Annotated in this window: 15 protein-coding genes; 9 read left to right on the forward strand and 6 right to left on the reverse strand. The window is 72.2% G+C overall.

The annotated features are described in order from the left end of the window. Positions 1-956: 956 nt before the first annotated feature. Positions 957-1,493 (forward strand): ATP-binding protein, encoded by a 537-nt coding sequence (locus ACRX5S_RS22855; protein WP_436774904.1) that lies wholly within the window; start codon positions 957-959, stop codon positions 1,491-1,493. Between the two features lie 510 nt (positions 1,494-2,003). After that, a complete protein-coding gene (locus ACRX5S_RS22860; RefSeq protein WP_436774905.1) occupies positions 2,004-2,240 on the forward strand; it encodes a DUF397 domain-containing protein in 237 nt (78 codons plus the stop codon). A 117-nt stretch (positions 2,241-2,357) separates the two neighbouring features. Here ACRX5S_RS22860 and ACRX5S_RS22865 read toward each other — a convergent pair whose 3' ends face one another. Then, positions 2,358-3,224, reverse strand: a complete 867-nt coding sequence (locus ACRX5S_RS22865) for a helix-turn-helix domain-containing protein (protein WP_436774906.1) — start codon at positions 3,222-3,224, stop codon at positions 2,358-2,360. Between the two features lie 309 nt (positions 3,225-3,533). On the opposite strand from ACRX5S_RS22865, the gene ACRX5S_RS22870 reads away from it, so the two are divergent. Both ACRX5S_RS22870 and ACRX5S_RS22875 read left to right on the forward strand, forming a co-directional pair. Next, positions 3,534-4,949, forward strand: coding sequence for an SWIM zinc finger family protein (locus tag ACRX5S_RS22870; RefSeq protein WP_436774907.1), 1,416 nt, complete (start codon positions 3,534-3,536; stop codon positions 4,947-4,949). Then, positions 4,946-7,681, forward strand: a complete 2,736-nt coding sequence (locus ACRX5S_RS22875; protein WP_436774908.1) for a hypothetical protein — start codon at positions 4,946-4,948, stop codon at positions 7,679-7,681. Before ACRX5S_RS22870 ends, ACRX5S_RS22875 begins: the two co-directional genes overlap by 4 nt. A gap of 162 nt (positions 7,682-7,843) precedes the next feature. On the opposite strand, the gene ACRX5S_RS22880 is transcribed toward ACRX5S_RS22875, so the two are convergent. Further along, positions 7,844-8,506 (reverse strand): O-methyltransferase, encoded by a 663-nt coding sequence (locus tag ACRX5S_RS22880; protein WP_436774909.1) that lies wholly within the window; start codon positions 8,504-8,506, stop codon positions 7,844-7,846. 154 nt (positions 8,507-8,660) lie between these two features. Here ACRX5S_RS22880 and ACRX5S_RS22885 point away from each other — a divergent pair, with 154 nt between their 5' ends. Together ACRX5S_RS22885 and ACRX5S_RS22890 are read left to right on the forward strand one after the other, a co-directional pair. Then, complete coding sequence (locus tag ACRX5S_RS22885; protein ID WP_436774954.1) at positions 8,661-9,026, forward strand: ankyrin repeat domain-containing protein; 366 nt, start codon at positions 8,661-8,663, stop codon at positions 9,024-9,026. Positions 9,027-9,058: 32 nt separating this feature from the next. Then, complete coding sequence (locus ACRX5S_RS22890; protein ID WP_436774910.1) at positions 9,059-9,757, forward strand: hypothetical protein; 699 nt, start codon at positions 9,059-9,061, stop codon at positions 9,755-9,757. Positions 9,758-9,812: 55 nt separating this feature from the next. Here ACRX5S_RS22890 and ACRX5S_RS22895 read toward each other — a convergent pair whose 3' ends face one another. From ACRX5S_RS22895 to ACRX5S_RS22910, 4 genes are all read right to left on the reverse strand, one after another. Continuing rightward, the gene (locus tag ACRX5S_RS22895; RefSeq protein ID WP_436774911.1) at positions 9,813-11,198 is read right to left on the reverse strand and encodes a M16 family metallopeptidase; all 1,386 of its coding nucleotides are present in this window, start codon (positions 11,196-11,198) and stop codon (positions 9,813-9,815) included. Continuing rightward, on the reverse strand, positions 11,195-12,622 hold the full coding sequence (locus ACRX5S_RS22900; protein ID WP_436774912.1) for a M16 family metallopeptidase: 1,428 nt from the start codon (positions 12,620-12,622) through the stop codon (positions 11,195-11,197). Before ACRX5S_RS22900 ends, ACRX5S_RS22895 begins: the two co-directional genes overlap by 4 nt. 164 nt (positions 12,623-12,786) lie before the next feature. Continuing rightward, complete coding sequence (locus ACRX5S_RS22905; RefSeq protein ID WP_436774913.1) at positions 12,787-13,215, reverse strand: type II toxin-antitoxin system Rv0910 family toxin; 429 nt, start codon at positions 13,213-13,215, stop codon at positions 12,787-12,789. Positions 13,216-13,474: 259 nt separating this feature from the next. Beyond that, positions 13,475-13,978: a winged helix-turn-helix transcriptional regulator gene (locus ACRX5S_RS22910; protein ID WP_436774914.1), complete on the reverse strand. Its 504-nt coding sequence runs from the start codon at positions 13,976-13,978 to the stop codon at positions 13,475-13,477. Between the two features lie 124 nt (positions 13,979-14,102). Here ACRX5S_RS22910 and ACRX5S_RS22915 point away from each other — a divergent pair, with 124 nt between their 5' ends. From ACRX5S_RS22915 to recD2, 3 genes are all read left to right on the forward strand, one after another. Continuing rightward, positions 14,103-15,572, forward strand: a complete 1,470-nt coding sequence (locus tag ACRX5S_RS22915; RefSeq protein ID WP_436774915.1) for a DHA2 family efflux MFS transporter permease subunit — start codon at positions 14,103-14,105, stop codon at positions 15,570-15,572. A 94-nt stretch (positions 15,573-15,666) separates the two neighbouring features. Continuing rightward, entirely contained in the window at positions 15,667-16,560 is an 894-nt protein-coding gene (locus ACRX5S_RS22920; protein WP_436774916.1) for an SCO6745 family protein, read from the forward strand. Positions 16,561-16,743: 183 nt separating this feature from the next. Beyond that, on the forward strand, positions 16,744-19,050 hold the full coding sequence (gene recD2 / locus ACRX5S_RS22925) for an SF1B family DNA helicase RecD2 (protein ID WP_436774917.1): 2,307 nt from the start codon (positions 16,744-16,746) through the stop codon (positions 19,048-19,050). Positions 19,051-19,070 lie beyond the last annotated feature (20 nt).

The raw sequence follows: 19,070 nt of genomic DNA on the forward strand, positions 1-19,070 counted from the left end.
CCCGGCCGCGTTGTGCGGCCCCGGCCGTCGCCATGCTCCCCGGGTACCGCCCCGAGAACGGCGAGCCCCCGCGCGACCGCCCCCCGCCCGAGCCCGCCGTGCCCCGTCGCCCGGCCCGTGCCCGACCCGGCCCCTCGCCCGGCCCCGCCCGGCCCCGGTCCCTCGCCCGGCCCGTGTCCGACCCCGGTCCCTCGCCCGGCCCGTTCCCGGCCCGGCCCCTCCTGGCTGCCGCGGGGGAGTCGCCCCGCCCCTCGCCTCGCCCGACCCGTGGTCGCCCCTCGCCCGGCCCGTGCCCGCCCTCGCCCGTGTCCGACCCGGCCACTCGCCTGACCCGTGCCCGACCCGGCCATTCCTGGCTGCCGCGAGGGCCGTCGCCCCGCCCCGAGAAGGCCCACGCGGCGGGCACGCGACCGGAGTTCGGCCGTCGGCGAGCCGATCGTGTCCGCCCGACCCGCCGACACCCCTCGGCCGATGGCAACCCCCTCCTGCCGTCCCGGGGCGATCCGGCCCGTCTGTCCGTCGAGCCTCGTTCTGCCGGGTGTCGCGACTACGTCCTGTAGGCACTAGGCGGTGGCCGATCGTCGCCGGGTGGACAGCGCTTGCGTGTGCCGCGATGGGCGGGTGTGACGCAGGACACGATCTACAAAACGGAAATGTCGCTTGAAATCATGCCGCTTTGCCGCGTGCACCCTTACGATGCACGTGCATCCGAGGCATGCAGTTGCATAAATCGAGACTGCACGTGCATCTGGTCTTGCACACGCCGTGAGCATCGACATAATGAACAGGGTGCACGCGCGATCGGTAAGCGCGCGGATACGCGTCGTCGGGCCGGTTCGATTCGCGGGAGGCAAGACGGTGGTCGCAACGCCCCACCGCTGCATCGGAGCGGGCCCGGTGCGCTTACGAGAGGCGCGGGGGTCGCGCCGAGGTCGGCTGCCCGCCCGGAGGTGCGCATGACCGCCGTCAGCGCCGCGGGATTCTCCGTGGCCACCCTTTTCCGCATGGACATGCCGGGTGGGGACTCCCCGGCGTCCGAAGGCGGAGCCGTCACCGACATCGCCGTGCGGGCCCTCGGCCCGCGCCGCGAATCGGTCAAGGCGGCGCGAGATTTCGCCGCGGACACGCTGGCACGCTGGGGAGCCGCCCAGTTGTCCGACGATCTCGCGCTCGTGGTGTCCGAACTGGTCACCAACGCCTTGTGCCACGGTGTCGAAGGCGGGCCCGGCGGCGGGGAAGACCCCGGCGCCGGCACCGCCGGGCACCCGGTGCAACTGGCCATGCTGCGCAAGGGGACCCGTGTGATGTGCGCGGTCCAGGACCCCGGTCCCGGACTGCCCGCCCCTCGGGATCCGGGCGACGGCGCGGAGACCGGGCGCGGCCTGCATATCGTCGAATGCTTCAGCAGTTCATGGGGCTGGTTTCCGTTGACCGGAGTCGCCGGACGGACCGGGAAAGTGGTCTGGGCGATGTTCCGGATACCCGGCCAATAGCCCGGGAAATTTGACGCCACTTACGGAAGTACGGCAACCCGCCGTGCTTCCTGTGCGTATACGGGTGATCGCGATCGGCGTTCACTGTGCTATTTCTCATTCCCCGTTCCGGAAACGCGGCAGATGCCCCGTGGCACTGCGCGCCGGAATGTCCGGAATTTTCCGCCCGGCTTGGGCGATTTGCTGTCCCATGATCGTTGTGAACGATTTCCGCCGCATCGTGCGGTCATTTCTTAAGCCATTCTTAGGCGTGCCCTGTAATGCTTCTTATAGGGCCTCCCGAGCTTGTGTGGTGATGTGTGGGCGTGCGCTATCATCACTTCCGTACGCTGCATTTGCATGGTCAGATGCACGTGCAGATACAAGTGGCAGGGACACGGCGAACGGTGCCGGGAACGGCGGGAGCCTCCCGTACGCCCCGACTCCGGGCGCGACGAACGGCACAGGTCGTACCACCGGGGGTGGGCAATCGTCGCCGGTTCGCCCGGCAAGAGGTCCAGGAGACATGTCATGCACGGAACGCACAACGGGATGCCGGCCGGGTCTCTGCACGGGGTTACGTGGCAGAAGAGCAGGCGCAGCAACTCGCAGGGCAACTGCGTCGAGATGGCCGCGTTGCCCGACGGAGACATAGCCGTGCGCAACTCGCGGTACCCGGAAGGTCCCGCCCTCATCTACACCCGCGCCGAGATCGTCGCCCTCATCCTGGGCGCGAAGGACGGCGACTTCGACAACCTCATCGCCTGACCGCGCCCGGGGCCGCAGCCGCAGCACGGGCGCGCGTCCGCGCGGCGGGGTGAGGGAACCGCAAGCCAGACGGCAAAGCAGACGGGCCGCACCGGGTGACCGGTGCGGCCCGTTCTGTCAGGTCTCCTTGAGGATCCTGGCGAGCAGGTCCACACTTCGGTCCGGCGGCAGGCCGTCGACGCTGAGCCGTTCCATGACCTCGGTGTACTGGTCGACGTCGTCGCGCTTGTCGAGGTACAGCGCGCTGGTCAGCTGCTCCAGGTAGACGACGTCCGGCAGGTCCGGCTCCGGGAAGCGCAGCAGCGTGAACGGCCCGCCCTCGGCCGCGTGCGCGCCGAAGCGGAACGGCATGACCTGGATCGTCACGTGTGGATGCGCCGCGGCGTCGATCAGATGCTGGATCTGACCGCGCATCACATCGCGGCCCCCTATGGGACGGCGCAGCGCGGCCTCGTCGAGCACCGCCCAGAGCCGGGGCGGCCGGACGCGGTCCAGGATCGCCTGGCGCTGCGTGCGAAGGCCCACGCGGCGCTCCACCTCAGGGGCCGAGGCGTTCGGCTGGCCGGCCACGATGACCGCCCGCGCGTAGTCAGCCGTCTGCAACAGGCCCGGGACGAATTGCACTTCGTAGGTGCGGATGACCGAAGCCGCCTCTTCGAGGCCGACATACACCTGGAACCAGCTCGGCAGGATGTCGCCGTAACTGTGCCACCAGCCCGTGGCGTTCGCCTCCCGGGTAAGGTTCAGCAGAGCCTCGCGTTCCGTCTCGTCGGTAACGCCGTACATCGTCAGCAGGTCCGCGACGTCGCGGTCTTTGAAGCTGACACGGCCCAGCTCCATTCGACTGATCTTCGATTCGGAGGCCCGGATCTCGTAGCCCGCGTCCTCCCGCGAAATGCCTTGGGCCTCGCGGAGACGGCGGAGTTGGGAGCCGAGGAGAATACGGCGAACCGTCGAGCCGCTCCCCGGCTGCGCTGTGGGCATACGTCCTACCTCCGGCAGAATGGACCAGCGCATAGTATGACAGCGCCATCTCGCGTGTCCCCGAAACGCGGGATCAACGGTTGCTTCACGCCATCTTGCTACGTACCGCGATCACCGTGAAGGATCATCGACCTGACGGTGTGTCGGACCCTGGACACGCGGTGTCGGATAGTGAGACCCGCGAAGGCGCCCGAAGGTTGTGCCGCCGCACCCGGCAACAGCCCCGCCAAGCCACCCCACCGCCTCACCACGATCCCCCAACCCCGGGCCCGTGTACGGCGTGTCGGACCTTCGCCGTACGTTGCGGGCATGTCGTCCAGCGTTCATTCTTTCACGTATCTGCGCTCGTCCGCACTTCTCGCCGGTGAGGGCGCACCGCGGCTCTCTTTGGAGACGTCCGGCGGGCTGACTTCGCACGGACTCTCCCCGTTTCCGCGCTTCTTCGCCGGATTTCTCACCGCGCCCGAGGCCGCGGCCGGCGGACTTCTCGCGGTCGCCGACGTCGCCGCGACGCGCTACCACCAGCCGCAGAACCGCGCTTGGCTCGATCCGGTGGTCACCGGCAACGGAGACCGGCTGCGTTTCGAGTCGTTCAGCGGCTGCGGCGGCGTGTACGCGCGCCTCGACGTCCTGCCCGACGGCATCGACGGCGAAATGCTCGGCACCGGAACGACGAACGTCGATGTGAACGCCCCGCTGCGGGAGGCCCTGACGATGGTCGGCGGCTCCGACCCGCTGCACATGGCCGTCGGCCCGGAGGACGTCACCGTCACCACCTTCGACGGCCCCATCGTGGAGAAGAAGGTCCCGCTGCCCGACCGCTGGCTGCGCGGCTTCGCCGAAGTGCAGGTGCTGGCCTCGCGCTTCGACCTGCGCGCCGAGCTCACCGCCGTGGAGGCGGTGCGCTTCCTGCGCGCGCTGCCCAAGAACAACCGTCAGGTGCTGTGGGTGCGCCCGGTCGGCCGTACGCTGCGGGCGGCGCCCGGCCCGTCCGCCGGAGCGGTGTGCCTGGCCGGCCCCGACCGCCTGCGCGCCCTCGCCCGCATCCTCCGGCACGCCAAGGCACTTCGCGTGTACGGGCCCTCCGTGACGCCCGCGAGCCCCGCCGTCGCGTCCGCGTGGGAGGTCGAACTCCCGGGCATGCGGCTGACGCTGACGGTCTCCCCGGACGCCGCCCGCGGTTTCTCCGGCGAGGGCGCGGTGCTCGACGCCCTGGCCACCGACCAGGCGGCCGAGGACGCCGACCTGGTGTCGGCGCTGCTCGCCTGGGAACCGCGCGTCGAGGTCGGCGACCTGGCACGGGACGCCGGGATCGACGCCGAACGGGTACGTGCCGCGCTCGTGCGGCTCGGGACCTCCGGCAGGATCGGCTACGACGTCGCGGAGGCCGCGTACTTCCACCGCGAACTCCCGTACGACACAGGGCGCGCCGAGCGCATGAACCCGCGGCTCCGGGACGCGCACGCGCTCGTCGACGGCGGGTCGGTGTCCGTCGACGGCGACAAGGCCCAGGTGCGCAGCGGGGAGACGACGTACCACGTGCGTACCGCGGGGGACGGCACGTGCACGTGTGAGTGGTGGGCGAAACACCGTGGCGGGCGTGGTCCCTGCAAGCATGTGCTGGCGACCCAGATCGCCGCCCGGCGGGCATCGGGCGGCGGCAGGGCCCCAGGTGACGGCACCGCGGCGGCGACCGCGACGACGGGAACGGAGGCGGCTCGGTGACGGCTCCCACGTGGTCGGACGTACAGGCGCAGCTCAGGCGCAAAGGCGGGCGGCAGTCGCTCCCGGGCCTTTTCGAAGGGCTGAGTGAGAGCGAACGTCGCACGCTCGTCCCGGAGTTGAAGGACGCGGTCAAGAGCCGCAGCAACCACTGGGGCAACGAATCGGTGGTGGTACCGCTGCGGGTCGCCGGTGCCGCGTGCATCGGCGGCGCCGCCGGAGTCAGCCAGTGGCTGGCCCGGCGGGACCTCCAACTGGGCTGGAAGGCCTCGCCAAACGAGGAAGTCGTCACCGTCCTGATGCAGCGCAGTCCCGAGTGGATCCCCGAGATCGCCGAGCGGCTGTCGGCGCGCCTCAGCGGCGAATGGTGGTCCGGCGACTGGGACCTGGTGGACCGGCTGGTGCGCGTCTCCGGCGCCGAGCCGCCGACCGCCGAGCGTTACACGCTGGGCTGGTTCGACAACCACACGCGGCAACAAGGCCGTCGCCCGCAGCACTTGGTGCAGTCCCTGCACGCCGACCCGCTGGCGCCCGTCATGCTGATGCGGCTCTTCGACGTGGAGCAGATCGGCCGCGCGGTCGCCGACAACGAGGGATGGCGGGACAGTTCGCCGGAGCGGACGTGGACGCACGCCTTCCGGAGCCTGGCCGACTCCGGCTTCATCGACCGCGAAGCCGTCCTGAACGCCTGCCTGTCCCGCCTCCTGCGCGGCGTCCAGCCGCCGGACGCCCGGGGATTCGTCTGTCTCTACGAGGCATTGGAGTCGACCGAGGACGAGCAGGCCGCGCGCACCACCACCTACCTGCGCCTGCTGCCCGACGGGCCCTCGGCCGCCGTCGCGGTCGTCCAGCCGACGCTGCGCGCCCTGGACGAGGCCGGGCGGCTCACCGGCGAGCAGGTGGCCGAGGCCACCCGTGCGGTGCTGTTCCGGCCCGAGAAGAAGTACGTGCGGGCCCAGTTCACGTGGCTCGACAAGGCCGTGCGCCGCCACCCCGACCACGCCGCCGACCTCCTGGCCGCCGCGGCGACGGTCTTCACGCAGGACGCGTCCGATCTCCACGACCGCGCCCTCAAGTCCATCGCCAGGTTCCTGCCGAAGCTGACCGTGCCGCAGAGCCTCGCGGTGCGCGCCGAACTGCGAGTGGCACTCGACTACCTTGTCGAGCCCGGTCTCGGGGTGGCCGCCAGGCTGCTCGGCGAGGAGGCCGCACCCGCCGTTCCCGCGGCCGGGCCGGAGCTCCCGCCGTGCATGCCGCGCGAACTCCCCCCGCCCATCGCGTCGATCGACGAACTCGCGGAGGAACTCAACGCGTTCCTCGCCACGCGCCGCAACTCGTGGTCGAGTCGGACACCGCCCACCGACCCGCTCGCCGTGGAGCGTCTCGTCGAAGCCCTGCTCCGGGAGTCCGCCCGCGACCGGCAGGCCCTCGCGGACGGCCTGCGGCCGGTCGTGGAACGGTCGTTGGAGGCCGGACGCATGACCGTGTACGGCGCGGACGTGCGGGACGCCTACACAGCCGTCGCCGCGATGGCCACCGCGAGCATCGGCAAGGGAGGCGGGCAACAGGGCTGGTTCCGAAGTCTGTTCGGCAAGGGCGAGGGCGGCACGCAGAAGCCTGACAAGGGCACGCCGGGGCCGCAGCACGCCGTGGTCATCCGCCTGCACGAGGTCGCACAGCGCCTTCGCGTCCCGAGCAGCGGGCCATACCTCGCCCGGCCGGTGACGGCGACCGGCTACGTCGACCCCGCCGAACTCGTCCATGGCCTTGAGGCGTGGGAGGCCGCAGGGCGCACGCCGTGGGCCTGCGACCTGGAGCAGGCACTGCTGCGCCTGCCCCGCGAGATCGACGCGGACACGGTTGCCCGGGCCGGGAAGCTCGGTTCGCCTGCGGGCGAGTGGGCGGCCCGGGTGATGGCCGAGGGCGGCATGCCGGCGCCCGAGGTGACGACGTGGCAGGGCAGCCGCGTACAGCCCCTGCACTGGTGGCAGGAGTCGGGGGCCGGACAGCCCACGCACCACTACCGCTTGGCGGCGATCGGTCCCACGCCCAAGGTCTTCGCCGACAGCAACATGGCACGGCTTCTGTGTGACCTGCCTGAGGGCAGCGGCCACTGGGAAGCGATCAACGGCTATGCGGTGTCCTCCGATATGCCGTGCTGGGCTCTTCTCGCCCCGGCCCACCGCGACGTCATCGCGGCGCATGCCGCCGTCCCGCTCATCGTGACCGCGAACGACCACCGGGGGAACACCGAGATCCTGCCGCTGCTCGCCGAGGCGGACGGAACCCCCGGTGCGGGCATGTCCCTTGCCCTGGCGTACGGCTTGGGTGCCCGGCACCCGGAGGACCGGACCGTGGCGGCGGACGCGTACCTCACCCTCGCCGCGCGCACCGACGTGCCGTGGGACGCGTCGGCAACGGGCGCGACACTCGCGGGACTTGCCGCCATCGACCGGGTCAAGACGACGCGCGTGGTCGACTCGCTCCGGCAGGTCGTCACCGCGGGTGCCTACGCCGCGACCTGGGACCTGATGACGGGGCTCCTGCCGCCCCTCTTGGCCGCTGAACGCCGCCCCGCGGGCCTCGGGGACCTCCTCGCGATCGCCGCCGAGGCCGCGGCCCGCAGCGGCGCCAGGGGGCTGTTGCCGGGTCTGGAAGCTGTCGCAGCGGCCAAGGGCGGGTCGCGCATCGTTGTGGAGGGCAGGCGGCTGCACACGGTGCTCAGCGCGGGCTGATGCCCGTCCCCCCGGCCGCCCCCCGAGGGCGGTCCGGTCCCGTGCGTCTCCGTCCCGGTGCGTCTCCGGTCACGGTCCGTCTCCGGTCCCACGCGGCGGGGCCGGAGACGGTGCCGGGCACAGGGCGGAGGTGGAGCGCGCAGCCCGCCGTCAACCGGTGTGTCAGCCGAGTACGCGCGCGAACGTCAGTCCGTCGGCGACCGGCAGGATGACCGCCTCGACGCGCGGGTCGGCGCGCACGTGCTCGTTGAAGCGGTGCACCGCCTCCGCGGCACTGTCGGGGGCGGGGGACACGACGTCGCCGCTGAAGAGGACGTTGTCGGCGAGCAGCAGGCCGCCCGGGTTCATGCGGGGGATCAGGGCCTCCCAGTAGTCGACGTACCCGCCCTTGTCGGCGTCGACAAAGGCCATGTCGATATGGGGGTACGACGGCAGCGCGCTCAGCGTGTCGAGCGCCGGGGCAATGCGCAGTTCGATGCGGTCGGTGACCCCGGCCTTGAGCCACGCCTCGCGCGCGACCGCGGTCCACTCCTCCGACACGTCGCAGCACAGCAGCCGTCCGCCCTCGGGCAGGCCGCGCGCGATGGCGAGTGCGGAGTAGCCGGTGAACGTGCCGACCTCGACCGCGAAGCGCGGGGCGACGAGCTTTGTCAGCAGCGTCAGAAGGGTGCCCTGCTCGGGCGGGATCTGCATGGCCGCGCGGTTGCCCAGCGATGTTTGGGTGCGCTCGATGAGCTCTTCCTGGACCGCGTCCGGGGGCGTTGAATGGTCGAGGATGTACTCGTACAGCGCCTCGGTGATCTGGACGTTCTTCGAGAGCGACATAGGCTTCCTTCCGGGACGCCGGGTCCGGTCGACTCGGTGATCGATCTTGTCAGAGTCGGCGGCCCCGGGACACGAGAGAAGGGTGCGACGCGTGACCGACGCGAATGAGCCGTGGCGGCAGCGGCCCGAGGGAGCGGACACCGACGAGGCGGCCATGCAGGAGCTGGCTACCCGCGTGTTCGGTGCCGCGCGGTCCGGGGACGCGGAGATGCTGGCGAGCTACGTGGACGCCGGGCTGCCGGTCGACCTGGCCAACGACGCGGGCGACACGCTGCTGATGCTGTCCGCGTACCACGGGCATGTCGCGGCCGTCGAGGTGCTGCTCAAACGCGGTGCGGACGCAAACCGGGCGAACGACCGGGGGCAGACGCCTCTGGCCGGCGCAGTGTTCAAGAACGAGCCGGAGATCGCCCGGGCGCTGCTCGCGGCGGGCGCCGACCCGGACGCCGGGACGCCGTCGGCCGCCGACACGGCCCGCATGTTCGGCAAACAGGACATGCTTTCGCCTCCCGCCGGGTAGTAACGCTGACGCCGGGAGGCGGAGGCGATGCGATGGGCGGCGGGGAGACGGGCACATGGGACGCCCTCGCACGCTTCGAGTTCGGCGCCGGGCTCCTGCACGTGCGGTCCGACCTGCCCGTCGCCATCGACGGCTCGCTCACCCCGTGGAGCGACCGCTACCACGGCCTGGTGCTGCGGGTGCCGGGCGTGCGGCGGGTGCGCCGCTTCGAGCTGGTCGGCGCGTTCGCGTCCGGCGAGCCCGGCCCGACGGCCGACGAAGCCGCGGAATTCCCGGAGCCGGCCCGGTTCCTGACGCTGTACGACCTCAAGCACCCGGACGTGCTGAAGACCCCGGAGTTCCTCGGCCTCACCGCGATCGGCGGACCCGTGCCGCCGCAACTGGCGGCCGAGCTGGACGGGATCCGCCTCGTGTGCCGCGAACGCCACCGCTGGCCCTCGATATCCGTCGCCCGGTTGTTCCCCGCGGGAGACAAACTGCTGCACCTCGCGGTACGCGGCGACGACCGCGCGGTGGAGCGGTGGCTGCGCTCGGAGGCGGTGCCCGCGTTGTTGCCCGCGGTGGGCGCGGTCGGCGTGCGGTGGTTCGACGCGGGCGAGGGGCGCCACGTGGTGCTGTGCGAACTCCAGGGGCCGATCTGGCCGTTGCCCCCGACGGTCACGCACGATCTGGGTCCGGCGGTGTGGAGCGCGTACCGCCAGGACTATGTGCGCGACGCGCCGGGGGAGTGAAACGGGCCGTCGGGACGCGCCCGCTCTCGAAAGGTCGGCCGGCGGGCTTCCGTGCTCAGTCCTCGACCCGCGTGACCTCGAACCCGTTTGCCTCCAGCCCGGGGAGCACCGCGGCCGCGTCGCCCTCGACCACGATGGTGAGCGCCTCGGGACGCAGGTACGCCGCCGCAGCGCGGGTCGCCTCGGCGGGCTCGGCCGCCACGATCTCGGCGTACTGCCGCGTGACATGGTCGTCCGGCAGCCCGTGCACGACCGCCTCGCGCACCCGGCCGCCGATGCCGCGGGGCGTCTGGAGGCGGATCGGCACGCTGCCCAGCATGTGCGTCTTGGTGGTGCCGAACTCCTCGTCGGTCACCCCGTGTTCGTGCATGCGCCGGACCTCGGTGAGGGCGTCGGCGACGGCGTCCGCGGTGACCTCGGTGTGCACGGACGCGGCCACCGTGAAGGTGCCCACCCGGCGGCCGTGCGCGAACGAGGCCCCGGCGCCGTACGTGTAGCCCTTCACCTCGCGCAACTGGTGGTTGAGCCGCGACGTGAACGAACCGCCCAGCACCTCCGAGAACAGGTCGATGGCGACCAGGTCGGGGGTGGAGCGCGGCGGCGCGGTGTGGCCGATGCGCAGGACGGACTGCACGGCGCCGGGGCGGTCCACGAGGAGCACGCGTACGCCCGGCGGATCCTGCGGTGCGGGCGGTGCGTCGGCGCGGCCGTCGGCTCCGGAGGCGCCCGCGAAGACGGTGCGGCCGAGGGCGTCCAGGTCCACCGCGTCGAGGTCGGCGGCCACCACGAGGGTCCCGGCGGCGGTCATGCGTCGGGCGTGGAAGTCGCGGATGTGGTCCGCGGTCACCAGGGCGTTGCTGGCCGGTGTGCCGTCGAGCAGGCTGCCGTAGCGGCTGTCCGCGCCGAACAGCGCGCGCCGGTACGTCTCCAGCGCCCGTGTCCCGGGCTGCGCCCACTGGTGCTTGAGCGAGCTGGCGATGTCGGCGAGGAAGCGCTCCACGTCTTGGTCGGTGAACGCGGGGCGGCGTACCGCCTCGGCGAGCAGCGCGGCGCCGTCCGCGAGCCGGGCGACCGGGATGTCGACGCCGATGCTCTGCGTCTCCCAGTCGTGGCCCCAGGTCCAGCGCGCGCCCAAGCCCTCGATGGCGAGGGCGAATTCGTCGGCCGTGTAGTTCTCGGTGCCCTCGTCGAGCAGGCCGCCGGTGGCGCGCGACAGCCCTTCCAAGCCCGCGGGTTCGTGCAGCGCCCCGGCCTCCAGGACGAGGCCGGCCCAGGCCATGGCGCGGCCGGGGAGGTGCGCGGCGACGATCTCGCCGCCGGCCACGCGCAAGCGGCGGACCTCGGGGAAGGTGTAGGGACGCGGCCCGACGCCGGCGGGTCGCTCGGCGATCAGGAGGTCGGCGTACGCGGGTACTTCGTCCGCCGGGGTGGTGGCGTTCACGCCGCGTCCTCCTCGTCCGCCGCCGCGGCCTCGCGCGCGGTGTCGCCGGTGTTGTCGGTGTCGCTCGCGGACTTGGCCTGCGGCAGGTACGTGAGCACGATGCGGTTGTCGGGCCGGAACGTGTCGGCGGCGACGCGCAGCACGTCCTCGGCGGTCACGGCGTCGAGCAGGGCGACGCGGTCGCGGATGGCGGCGGCATCGCCGAAGCGCGTGGCGTACTGGCCCAGCGCGTCCGCGCGACCGTTGACGGACGCCAGTTCGCGCAGCCAGTCGCCGGTCAACATGGCGCGGGCGCGGTCGAGTTCGGCCGCGGTGACGCCGCCGTGCGCGGTTTCGTCGCAAATCTCGGCGTACGCCGCGACGACCGCACCCGGCTCGACCCCTTCGCGCGGCGCACACGCGCCCATCACCATGGACGCGTGGTGCATGAGACCCCAGGAGGCCATGAACCCGCTTTCCGCCTGGGCGAGCCGACGGTCCGTCACGAGCGCGCGGTACAGCCGCGATCCGCGTCCGCGGCCGAGCACGGTGGCCAGGATCTCGGCCGCCGCGGAGTCCGCCGAGCCCCAGGCCGGGCCGCGGTGGCACAGGAACACCCGGGGCAGCGGCACGTCTTCGACAAGGGTGACCTCGCGGCCCGCCCCGAACTGCCGCGGCAGTTCGGCGGCTTCGGGGGCCGGGAAGGTCCCGCGCGGTTGCAGGCGCCCGAAGTAGCGCTCCGCGAGGACGGTCACCGTGTCCGGGTCGACGTCGCCGACCACGGTCAGCACCGCGTTGTCCGGTGCGTAGTAGGTGGCGTGGAACTCGGCGAAGTCGGCGAGCGTCGCGCTGTCCAGCTCGGCCATCGAGCCGATCGTCGAGTGCGCGTATGGATGGCCCTCCGGGTAGGCGAGTTCGACCATCACCTCGCTCCAGCGGCCGTACGGCACGTTGTCGTAGCGCTGGCGGCGCTCGTTCTTGACGACGTCGCGCTGGTTGTCCAGCGTCTCCTGGGTGAGCGCGAGCGACCCCATGCGGTCCGCTTCGAGCCACAGCGCGAGTTCGAGTTGCCCGGAGGGCACGGTCTGGTAGTAGTTCGTGCGGTCGGGGCTGGTCGACGCATTGATCGCGTCACCGCCGCAGGACTGCACGTACGCGAAGTGCTCGCCCTTGGCGACGTGTGCGGACCCCTCGAACATCAGGTGCTCGAAGAGGTGCGCGAAGCCGTGCCTGCCGGGCGGTTCGTGGCGGGCGCCGACGTCGTACCAGAGATTGACCGCGGCCAGCGGCACGGACGGGTCCGGACTGACCACGACCCGCAGGCCGTTGCCCAGCGTGCTCTGGTGGATGGGCCAGGGGAACGGGTCCGGTGCGGCGGACGTCTCGCGGAGGGTCGCCGCGGCGGAGGCGGCGGCAGGGGGAGTCTCGCGGGGTTCCGCGGGCACGGTACGTCCCTTCCGGGACGCCCGGGCCGCGCGAACGCGCCCCGTACCGGCGACCCACCTTGAGTCCAGTGAGAGATGACGAATGGTCAAGTATCACAGGTGGGGCGGGTGTCCGGTGCGGGGCGCGTCGGAGTGCGCGCGGCAGCGCGTACGGCCTTGTGGGCTCAGGCGAAGAGCGCCTTGAACTTGCCGAGGGACTCGACCAGGGCCTCCTGGGTGGCCTTGGTGACCTTCCCGGCCATCATCGCGACGGCGCCGCCCTTGACCTCGGAGTCGATCTTGAAGAGCGTGCCCGTGCCGCTGGCCTCGACGATGAACGACTCGACCATGCTGACGCCCATCGGGCCCTTGCCGTCGAGGTCGATGCGGACGCCCTGCTCGACGTTCTTGATCGTCCACTTGATGTCCGCCGGGAAGCCCATGAGCTTCATCTTCTCGTCGTACTCGACGCCGGCCTCAAGCTTCTCCGGGCCCCCGCCGGGGAACTCGACGTGGGGGACCATCCACTGGGAGAAGTTGCCGAAGTTGGCGAGCTTCTCCCAGACCGCCTCGGGCGCGGCGGCGATCTCGATCTGCTCGTTGATGACAGGCATGCGCATGGTCCTTCTGCTCGGCACGGGGGCGGGCGGACCGCCACGTGCGGTTATCGCAGTTCGCGGGTGAAGCTGGGGAGCCTGGCCGCGTCGTGTGCGTGTACCGGCGCACACGGGCGCTGCCGCCGGATCCGGGTGCCGTGAAGCTATCGCCGATATTTGGCACAGTCAATGGTGTCTGCGTCCGCCGACCAACGGAACGTGACGGTGTGTTCGGCCCGCTGCGAGGCAGGCCGTACGGCGCGCTGCGCGTCCGGCGTCACTCCGTTGCCGCGCGGCCCTCGCGGCGCAGGTGGGACGGCACGACCGAGCCCTGCGGATCGCCGGGCCCCGATGCCACCCGGACCTGCCCCGGACCGACGCGCTCGCCGCAGTCATCGCACACCATCACGGCGTTCATGGTGTGCCCGCAGGACTTGTGGGTGAGGGTCAGCGGGGGCCCGTCGGGGGCCGCCCATTCGTCGCCCCACTGGCGCATGGCGGTCAATACCGGCCACAGTGCGCGGCCCTTGTCGGTGAGGCGGTAGTCGTACCGCACCGGGTTGTCCTGGTAGGCCTCGCGCACCAACACCCCGTGGGCGACGAGGTGTTCGAGGCGCTGCGCGAGCACGTTGCGGGAGATGCCCAGGCGCGTGTGGAAGTCGTCGAATCGCGTGACGCCGAGGAACGCGTCCCGCACCACGAGCATGCTCCACCACTCCCCGGCCACCTCCAGGAACTGGGCGACCGAGCACGGCATGTCGTGGAAGCTCTTGCGGCGCATGCCCCCAGCCTAGTGGGTTGCGTGAAAGTACTCACTGTCTCTACCTTGAGTTGCGTCATAGAACTCACTGGGCGGGACCTGCCCGCGGCAGGCAGCGCGCGGCAGCAGCAGGCAAGGGGAGCCGATGTCCGAATCCGAGCCCCGCGACCCCTCCCGGGGCCGTGGGCTGACCGCCGCCGTCGTGTGCGCCGGTGTCGTCCTGGTCAACGTCGACCTGTTCATCGTCAACGTGGCCGTGCCGTCGATCGCCGAGACATGGCCGGACGCCGACCTCGCCGACCTGTCGTGGATCCTCAACGGCTACGCGGTCGTCTTCGCCGCCCTGCTCGTGCCGGCCGGACGCCTCGCCGACCGCAGCGGGCACCGCACGGTTTTCCTGCGCGGCACGGCCCTGTTCACCCTCGCGTCCGTCCTGTGTGCGGCCGCCCCGGGTGTGGGGTGGCTCGTCGGCGCGCGGCTTCTCCAGGCGGCCGGGGCGGCACTGCTCATGCCGTCCTCGCTCGGCCTGCTGCTCACCTCGTACCCGCCCGAGCGGCGGGCCGCGGTCGTGCGCGTGTGGACCGCCGTGGGCGGCGTCGCGGCGGCCGTCGGCCCGGTGGTCGGCGGGCTCCTCGCCGAGCCCGGGTGGCGCTGGGTGTTCCTGGTCAACGTGCCCATCGGCGTGGCCGCGGTCGCCGTCGGCATGCGCGTCCTGCCGGTCGGCCCGCCGGCCGGCGAGCGGGGCCCGCTGCCCGATCTGCTCGGCTCGGCCCTGGTCACGGTCGGCATCGGCGCGCTGGCGCTCGGACTCGTGAAGGCCGACGACTGGGGCTGGGCGTCGCCGCGTGCGCTCGCGGCGTGGGCCGTCTTCGCGGTGGCGGCCGCGTGGTTCGTCGTGCGGACGGCCCGGCACCCGCGCCCGGTCGTGGAACCGGCGCTGGTGCGCGTACGGGCGTTCGGCGTCGCGGGGGTCGCGTCGGTGCTGTTCGGCCTGGCGTTCGCGGGCATGCTGCTCGGCATCACGCTGTGGGCGCAAGGCGCTTGGGAGTGGTCCGCGCTGCGCACCGGCCTCGCTGTGACACCCGGACCCCTGCTCGTGCCGCCGACGGCGATCCTGGCGGGCAAGTGGGCGGTCCGCATGGGGCCGGGGCCGCTCGCCGTGGTGGGCGGCGTGCTGTTCGCGGGTGGAACCCTCTGGTGGGCGGCGACGTTGGAGGTGGACAGCGGGTACGCGTCCTCGATGCTGCCGGGCATGATGCTCACCGGTCTCGGCGTGGGCCTGATGCTGCCCACCCTCGTGGCCGCGGCCGTGACCGCGCTGCCGCAGGAGCACGCGGCGACCGGGTCCGGCGTCGTGACGATGCTGCGCCAACTCGGGTCGGTGCTCGGGGTGTCGCTTGCGGTGGTCGTGCTCGGCACCCCGGCGGTCGGGAGCGCGGCGGCGGACGACTTCGACCGGGTTTGGTACCTGCTGGCCGGGGCGTCCCTTGCCGCGTCGGCCGTGTCGGTACTGCTCGCGGGGGGCCGGAGGGGCGGGGCGCCGGAGGACGCGGAGGCGGCGTACCGTGCGGGTGAGGCGAGATCGGCCGTCCCGGAGACGGCGGACCGGTCGTGACGTCGGGTCGGTGGCGAGCCGGGGGCCAGTCGGGGCCGAGCCAGGGTCGAGGTCAAGTCGACGTCGAGTCGGCGTCGAGTCAGGGAGGGCAAACATGACACACGACACGGCAGCAGGAGCGGACGGCGCTTCGTACGCGACACACCCGGCGCGGCGCCTGTGGGCGGGTGTCGAACCCATCCACGCGCTGGTCTACTTCGCGCCGGAGGTGGAAGAGGCGGCCGCGAAGGCCGGGCTCAAGGGCTGGTTCATGGGCTACTTCGCGGGCCGCGCCGCACCGCTGGGGGCCGTCGGGCCCGAGGCCGTGGGCGCGATGTTCTTCGGCTTCGCGCCGCACAAGGTGGCCCGCGCGCTGCCCGACGCGTGGTCCTTCGCGACGCCGCGCGAGGTCCTGGACTCCCGTCTGGACGCCGTCGACCGCGCGCTGGCCCGCGCCCTGCCGGACGGCGCGGACCTGACGCGCCTCGCCACGCTGCTCGAACACGCGGCAGCCTCCTGCGACTTCGGCGCGCGGCCGCTGGCGGCGGCGTGGTCGGGCGTACGCCTGCCGGAGGACGCCCACCCGCGCCTGCGCGTCTGGCTCGCCGCCACCGTGCTGCGCGAACACCGGGGCGACGGCCACGTGTTCACCGCCGTCGACCACGGACTCGACGGTCTCCAGGCTTCGGTGACCCATGCCGCCGCCGGACTCGCGCCGGGGGAGCGGCTGTTGGTGTCCCGGGGATGGTCCGAGCAGCAGTGGGAACGCGCGCTGGTCGACCTCATCGGGCGTGGCGTCCTGGACACCGAGGGCAACCTGACCGAGGCGGGGGCGGCGCTGCGGACGTCGATCGAGGAGTCCACGAACCGCCTTGCCTCGGCGCCGATCCGGGCGCTCGGCGAGTACGCGGTGGAGGAGACGATCGCCCTGGCGACGCCGCTGGCACGGCATCTGATCGACACGGATGCGGTTCCGGTGCCCAATCCGATCGGTGTCGCGCGGCCGTGAGGGTGCGGCGCCGCGGGTGAGCGGGGGCTCGCGGGGCGCGACGTCGAGAGGCGCTCACGCGTGGGTCTCGGGACGCGGCACCGCTGACCCCGAGCGAGTCGTACCGGCCGCGGATGTCCACAGGGCATTTGCCTGTGGATATCCCGCAGTGTGTGTCCGGGTGACGGACTAGCCTCAGGCGTCATGACAGCAGGTACGCAGGCCGCTCCCGCCGGGGCTCCGGGCGGCCCCCGCGCCGGGGCGGCTGGGCCCGCAGCCGGCCCTGCCGGGCACGCGTCGCCCGCGCGCCTTGAGGCCGTGCTTGAACGCATCACGTACCAGAACGACGAGAACGGCTGGACGGTCGGCCGCGTCGACACCGGCCGCGGCGCGGGCACCGGCGACCTGCTCACCGTCGTCGGCCCGCTGCTGGGCGCGCAGCCCGGCGAGTCGCTGCGCATGTGGGGCCGGTGGGGCAGCCACCCGCAGTACGGCAAGCAGTTCCTGGTCGACGCGTACGAGACCGTCCTGCCGGCGACCGTCCAGGGCATCCGCCGCTACCTCGGTTCCGGGCTCATCAAGGGCATCGGCCCGAAGATGGCCGACCGCATTGTCGAGCACTTCGGAGTCGACGCGCTGGACGTCATCGAGGAGGACGTCCAGCGCCTCATCGAGGTGCCCGGCCTGGGGCCGAAGCGCCGCGACCTGATCGCCGCCGCGTGGGTCGAGCAGAAGGCCATCAAGGAGGTCATGGTCTTCCTCCAGGGCATCGGCATCTCGACCTCGCCCGCGGTGCGCATCTGGAAGGAGTACGCGGAGCGTTCGATCGAGATAGTGCGCACCGAGCCGTACCGCCTCGCCTCCGACGTGTGGGGCATCGGCTTCAAGACCGCCGACGCCATCGCCCGCGCGGTCGGGATACCGCACGATTCGCCGCAGCGCGTCAAGGCCGGGTTGCAGTACACCCTCTCGGAGGGCGCCGACAACGGGCACTGCTATCTCCCGCAGGACGAACTGGTCGACGACGCCGTCAAGATCCTCGACGTCGCCGCCGGCCTCGTGCGCGCGTGCCTTGACGAACTCGTCGCCGAGGAAGGCGTGGTGCGCGAGGAGGTGCCCGGCCCGGTCAGCCCGTCCGGCTCCCAGGGCGACCCGGTCGACGCCGTCTACCTCGTGCCGTTCCACCGCGCCGAGATCTCCCTCGCGTCGCGGCTGCGCTCCCTGCTCCGCGCGCCCGACGACCGGCTGGCCGCGTTCGCGGGCGTCGACTGGACCAAGGCACTCGCCTGGCTGCGCGACCGCACCGGCACCGACCTGGCCACCGAACAGGAGGCCGCGGTACGCCTCGCGCTCACCGAGAAGGTCGCCGTCCTCACCGGTGGCCCCGGCTGCGGCAAGAGCTTCACGGTCCGCTCCGTGGTCGAACTGGCCCGGGCCCGCAAGGCGAAGGTCGTGCTGGCGGCCCCCACCGGCCGCGCGGCCAAACGCCTCGCCGAGCTGACGGGGTGTGAGGCGGCCACCGTGCACCGACTGTTGGAGCTGCGTCCGGGCGGGGACGCGGCGTACGACCAGGACCGCCCGCTGGACGCCGACCTCGTGGTCGTCGACGAGGCGTCGATGCTGGACCTGCTGCTCGCGAACCGCCTGGTCAAGGCCGTACCGCCGGGCGCGCACCTGTTGTTCGTCGGGGACGTCGACCAACTCCCCAGCGTGGGGGCGGGGGAGGTGCTGCGCGACATGCTCGCCGCCGAGCCGCTGCCGCGCGTACGCCTGACCCGGATCTTCCGCCAGGCGCAGCAGTCCGGCGTGGTCACCAACGCGCACCGCATCAACGCCGGACGCCAACCCGTCACCGACGGCCTCGCCGACTTCTTCCTGTTCCCCGTCGAGGAGGCCGAGGACGCCGCGACCCTCACCGTCGACGTCGTCGCCCGCCGGATCCCGGCGAAGTTCCGCCTCGACCCGCGCCGCGACGTCCAGGTCCTGGCCCCCATGCACCGAGGTCCAGCAGGCGCGGGCGCGCTCAACCTGCTCTTGCAGCAGGCCCTGACCCCGTCGCGGCCCGGCCTCCCGGAAAAGCGCTTCGGCGGCCGTACGTTCCGCATCGGTGACAAGGTGACCCAGATCCGCAACAACTATGAAAAGGGCGAATCAGGCGTCTTCAACGGCACCGGCGGCGTCGTCACGGCCATCAACCCCGACGACCAGAAGCTCACGGTGCGCACCGAGGAAGACGAGGAAGTCCCCTACGACTTCGCCGAACTGGACGAACTGGCCCACGCGTACGCCGTCACCATCCACCGCTCCCAGGGCAGCGAATACCCCGCCGTCGTCATCCCCGTGACCACCAGCGCCTGGATGATGCTGCAACGGAATCTCCTCTACACCGCCGTAACCCGCGCCAAGAAGCTCGTAGTCCTCGTCGGTTCCCGCCGAGCCCTCGCCCAAGCCGTCCGCACCATCTCCGCCGGCAAACGCTGGACCGCCCTGGGCCACCGCCTCACCGGCTAACCGCTCAACCGCCGCCCCCG

The sequence above is a fragment of the Yinghuangia sp. YIM S09857 genome, from assembly GCF_051388915.1.
GTDB lineage: Bacteria > Actinomycetota > Actinomycetes > Streptomycetales > Streptomycetaceae > Yinghuangia.

What these genes read in the sequence shown, in the direction of transcription:
- ACRX5S_RS22855 (WP_436774904.1), top strand. Translation starts at nt 957, where the DNA reads ATGACCGCCGTCAGCGCCGCGGGATTCTCCGTGGCCACCCTTTTCCGC.
- ACRX5S_RS22860 (WP_436774905.1), top strand. Translation starts at nt 2,004, where the DNA reads ATGCACGGAACGCACAACGGGATGCCGGCCGGGTCTCTGCACGGGGTT.
- ACRX5S_RS22865 (WP_436774906.1), bottom strand. Translation starts at nt 3,224, where the DNA reads ATGCCCACAGCGCAGCCGGGGAGCGGCTCGACGGTTCGCCGTATTCTC.
- ACRX5S_RS22870 (WP_436774907.1), top strand. Translation starts at nt 3,534, where the DNA reads ATGTCGTCCAGCGTTCATTCTTTCACGTATCTGCGCTCGTCCGCACTT.
- ACRX5S_RS22880 (WP_436774909.1), bottom strand. Translation starts at nt 8,506, where the DNA reads ATGTCGCTCTCGAAGAACGTCCAGATCACCGAGGCGCTGTACGAGTAC.
- ACRX5S_RS22885 (WP_436774954.1), top strand. Translation starts at nt 8,661, where the DNA reads ATGCAGGAGCTGGCTACCCGCGTGTTCGGTGCCGCGCGGTCCGGGGAC.
- ACRX5S_RS22890 (WP_436774910.1), top strand. Translation starts at nt 9,059, where the DNA reads ATGGGCGGCGGGGAGACGGGCACATGGGACGCCCTCGCACGCTTCGAG.
- ACRX5S_RS22905 (WP_436774913.1), bottom strand. Translation starts at nt 13,215, where the DNA reads ATGCCTGTCATCAACGAGCAGATCGAGATCGCCGCCGCGCCCGAGGCG.
- ACRX5S_RS22910 (WP_436774914.1), bottom strand. Translation starts at nt 13,978, where the DNA reads ATGCGCCGCAAGAGCTTCCACGACATGCCGTGCTCGGTCGCCCAGTTC.
- ACRX5S_RS22915 (WP_436774915.1), top strand. Translation starts at nt 14,103, where the DNA reads ATGTCCGAATCCGAGCCCCGCGACCCCTCCCGGGGCCGTGGGCTGACC.
- ACRX5S_RS22920 (WP_436774916.1), top strand. Translation starts at nt 15,667, where the DNA reads ATGACACACGACACGGCAGCAGGAGCGGACGGCGCTTCGTACGCGACA.
- recD2 (WP_436774917.1), top strand. Translation starts at nt 16,744, where the DNA reads ATGACAGCAGGTACGCAGGCCGCTCCCGCCGGGGCTCCGGGCGGCCCC.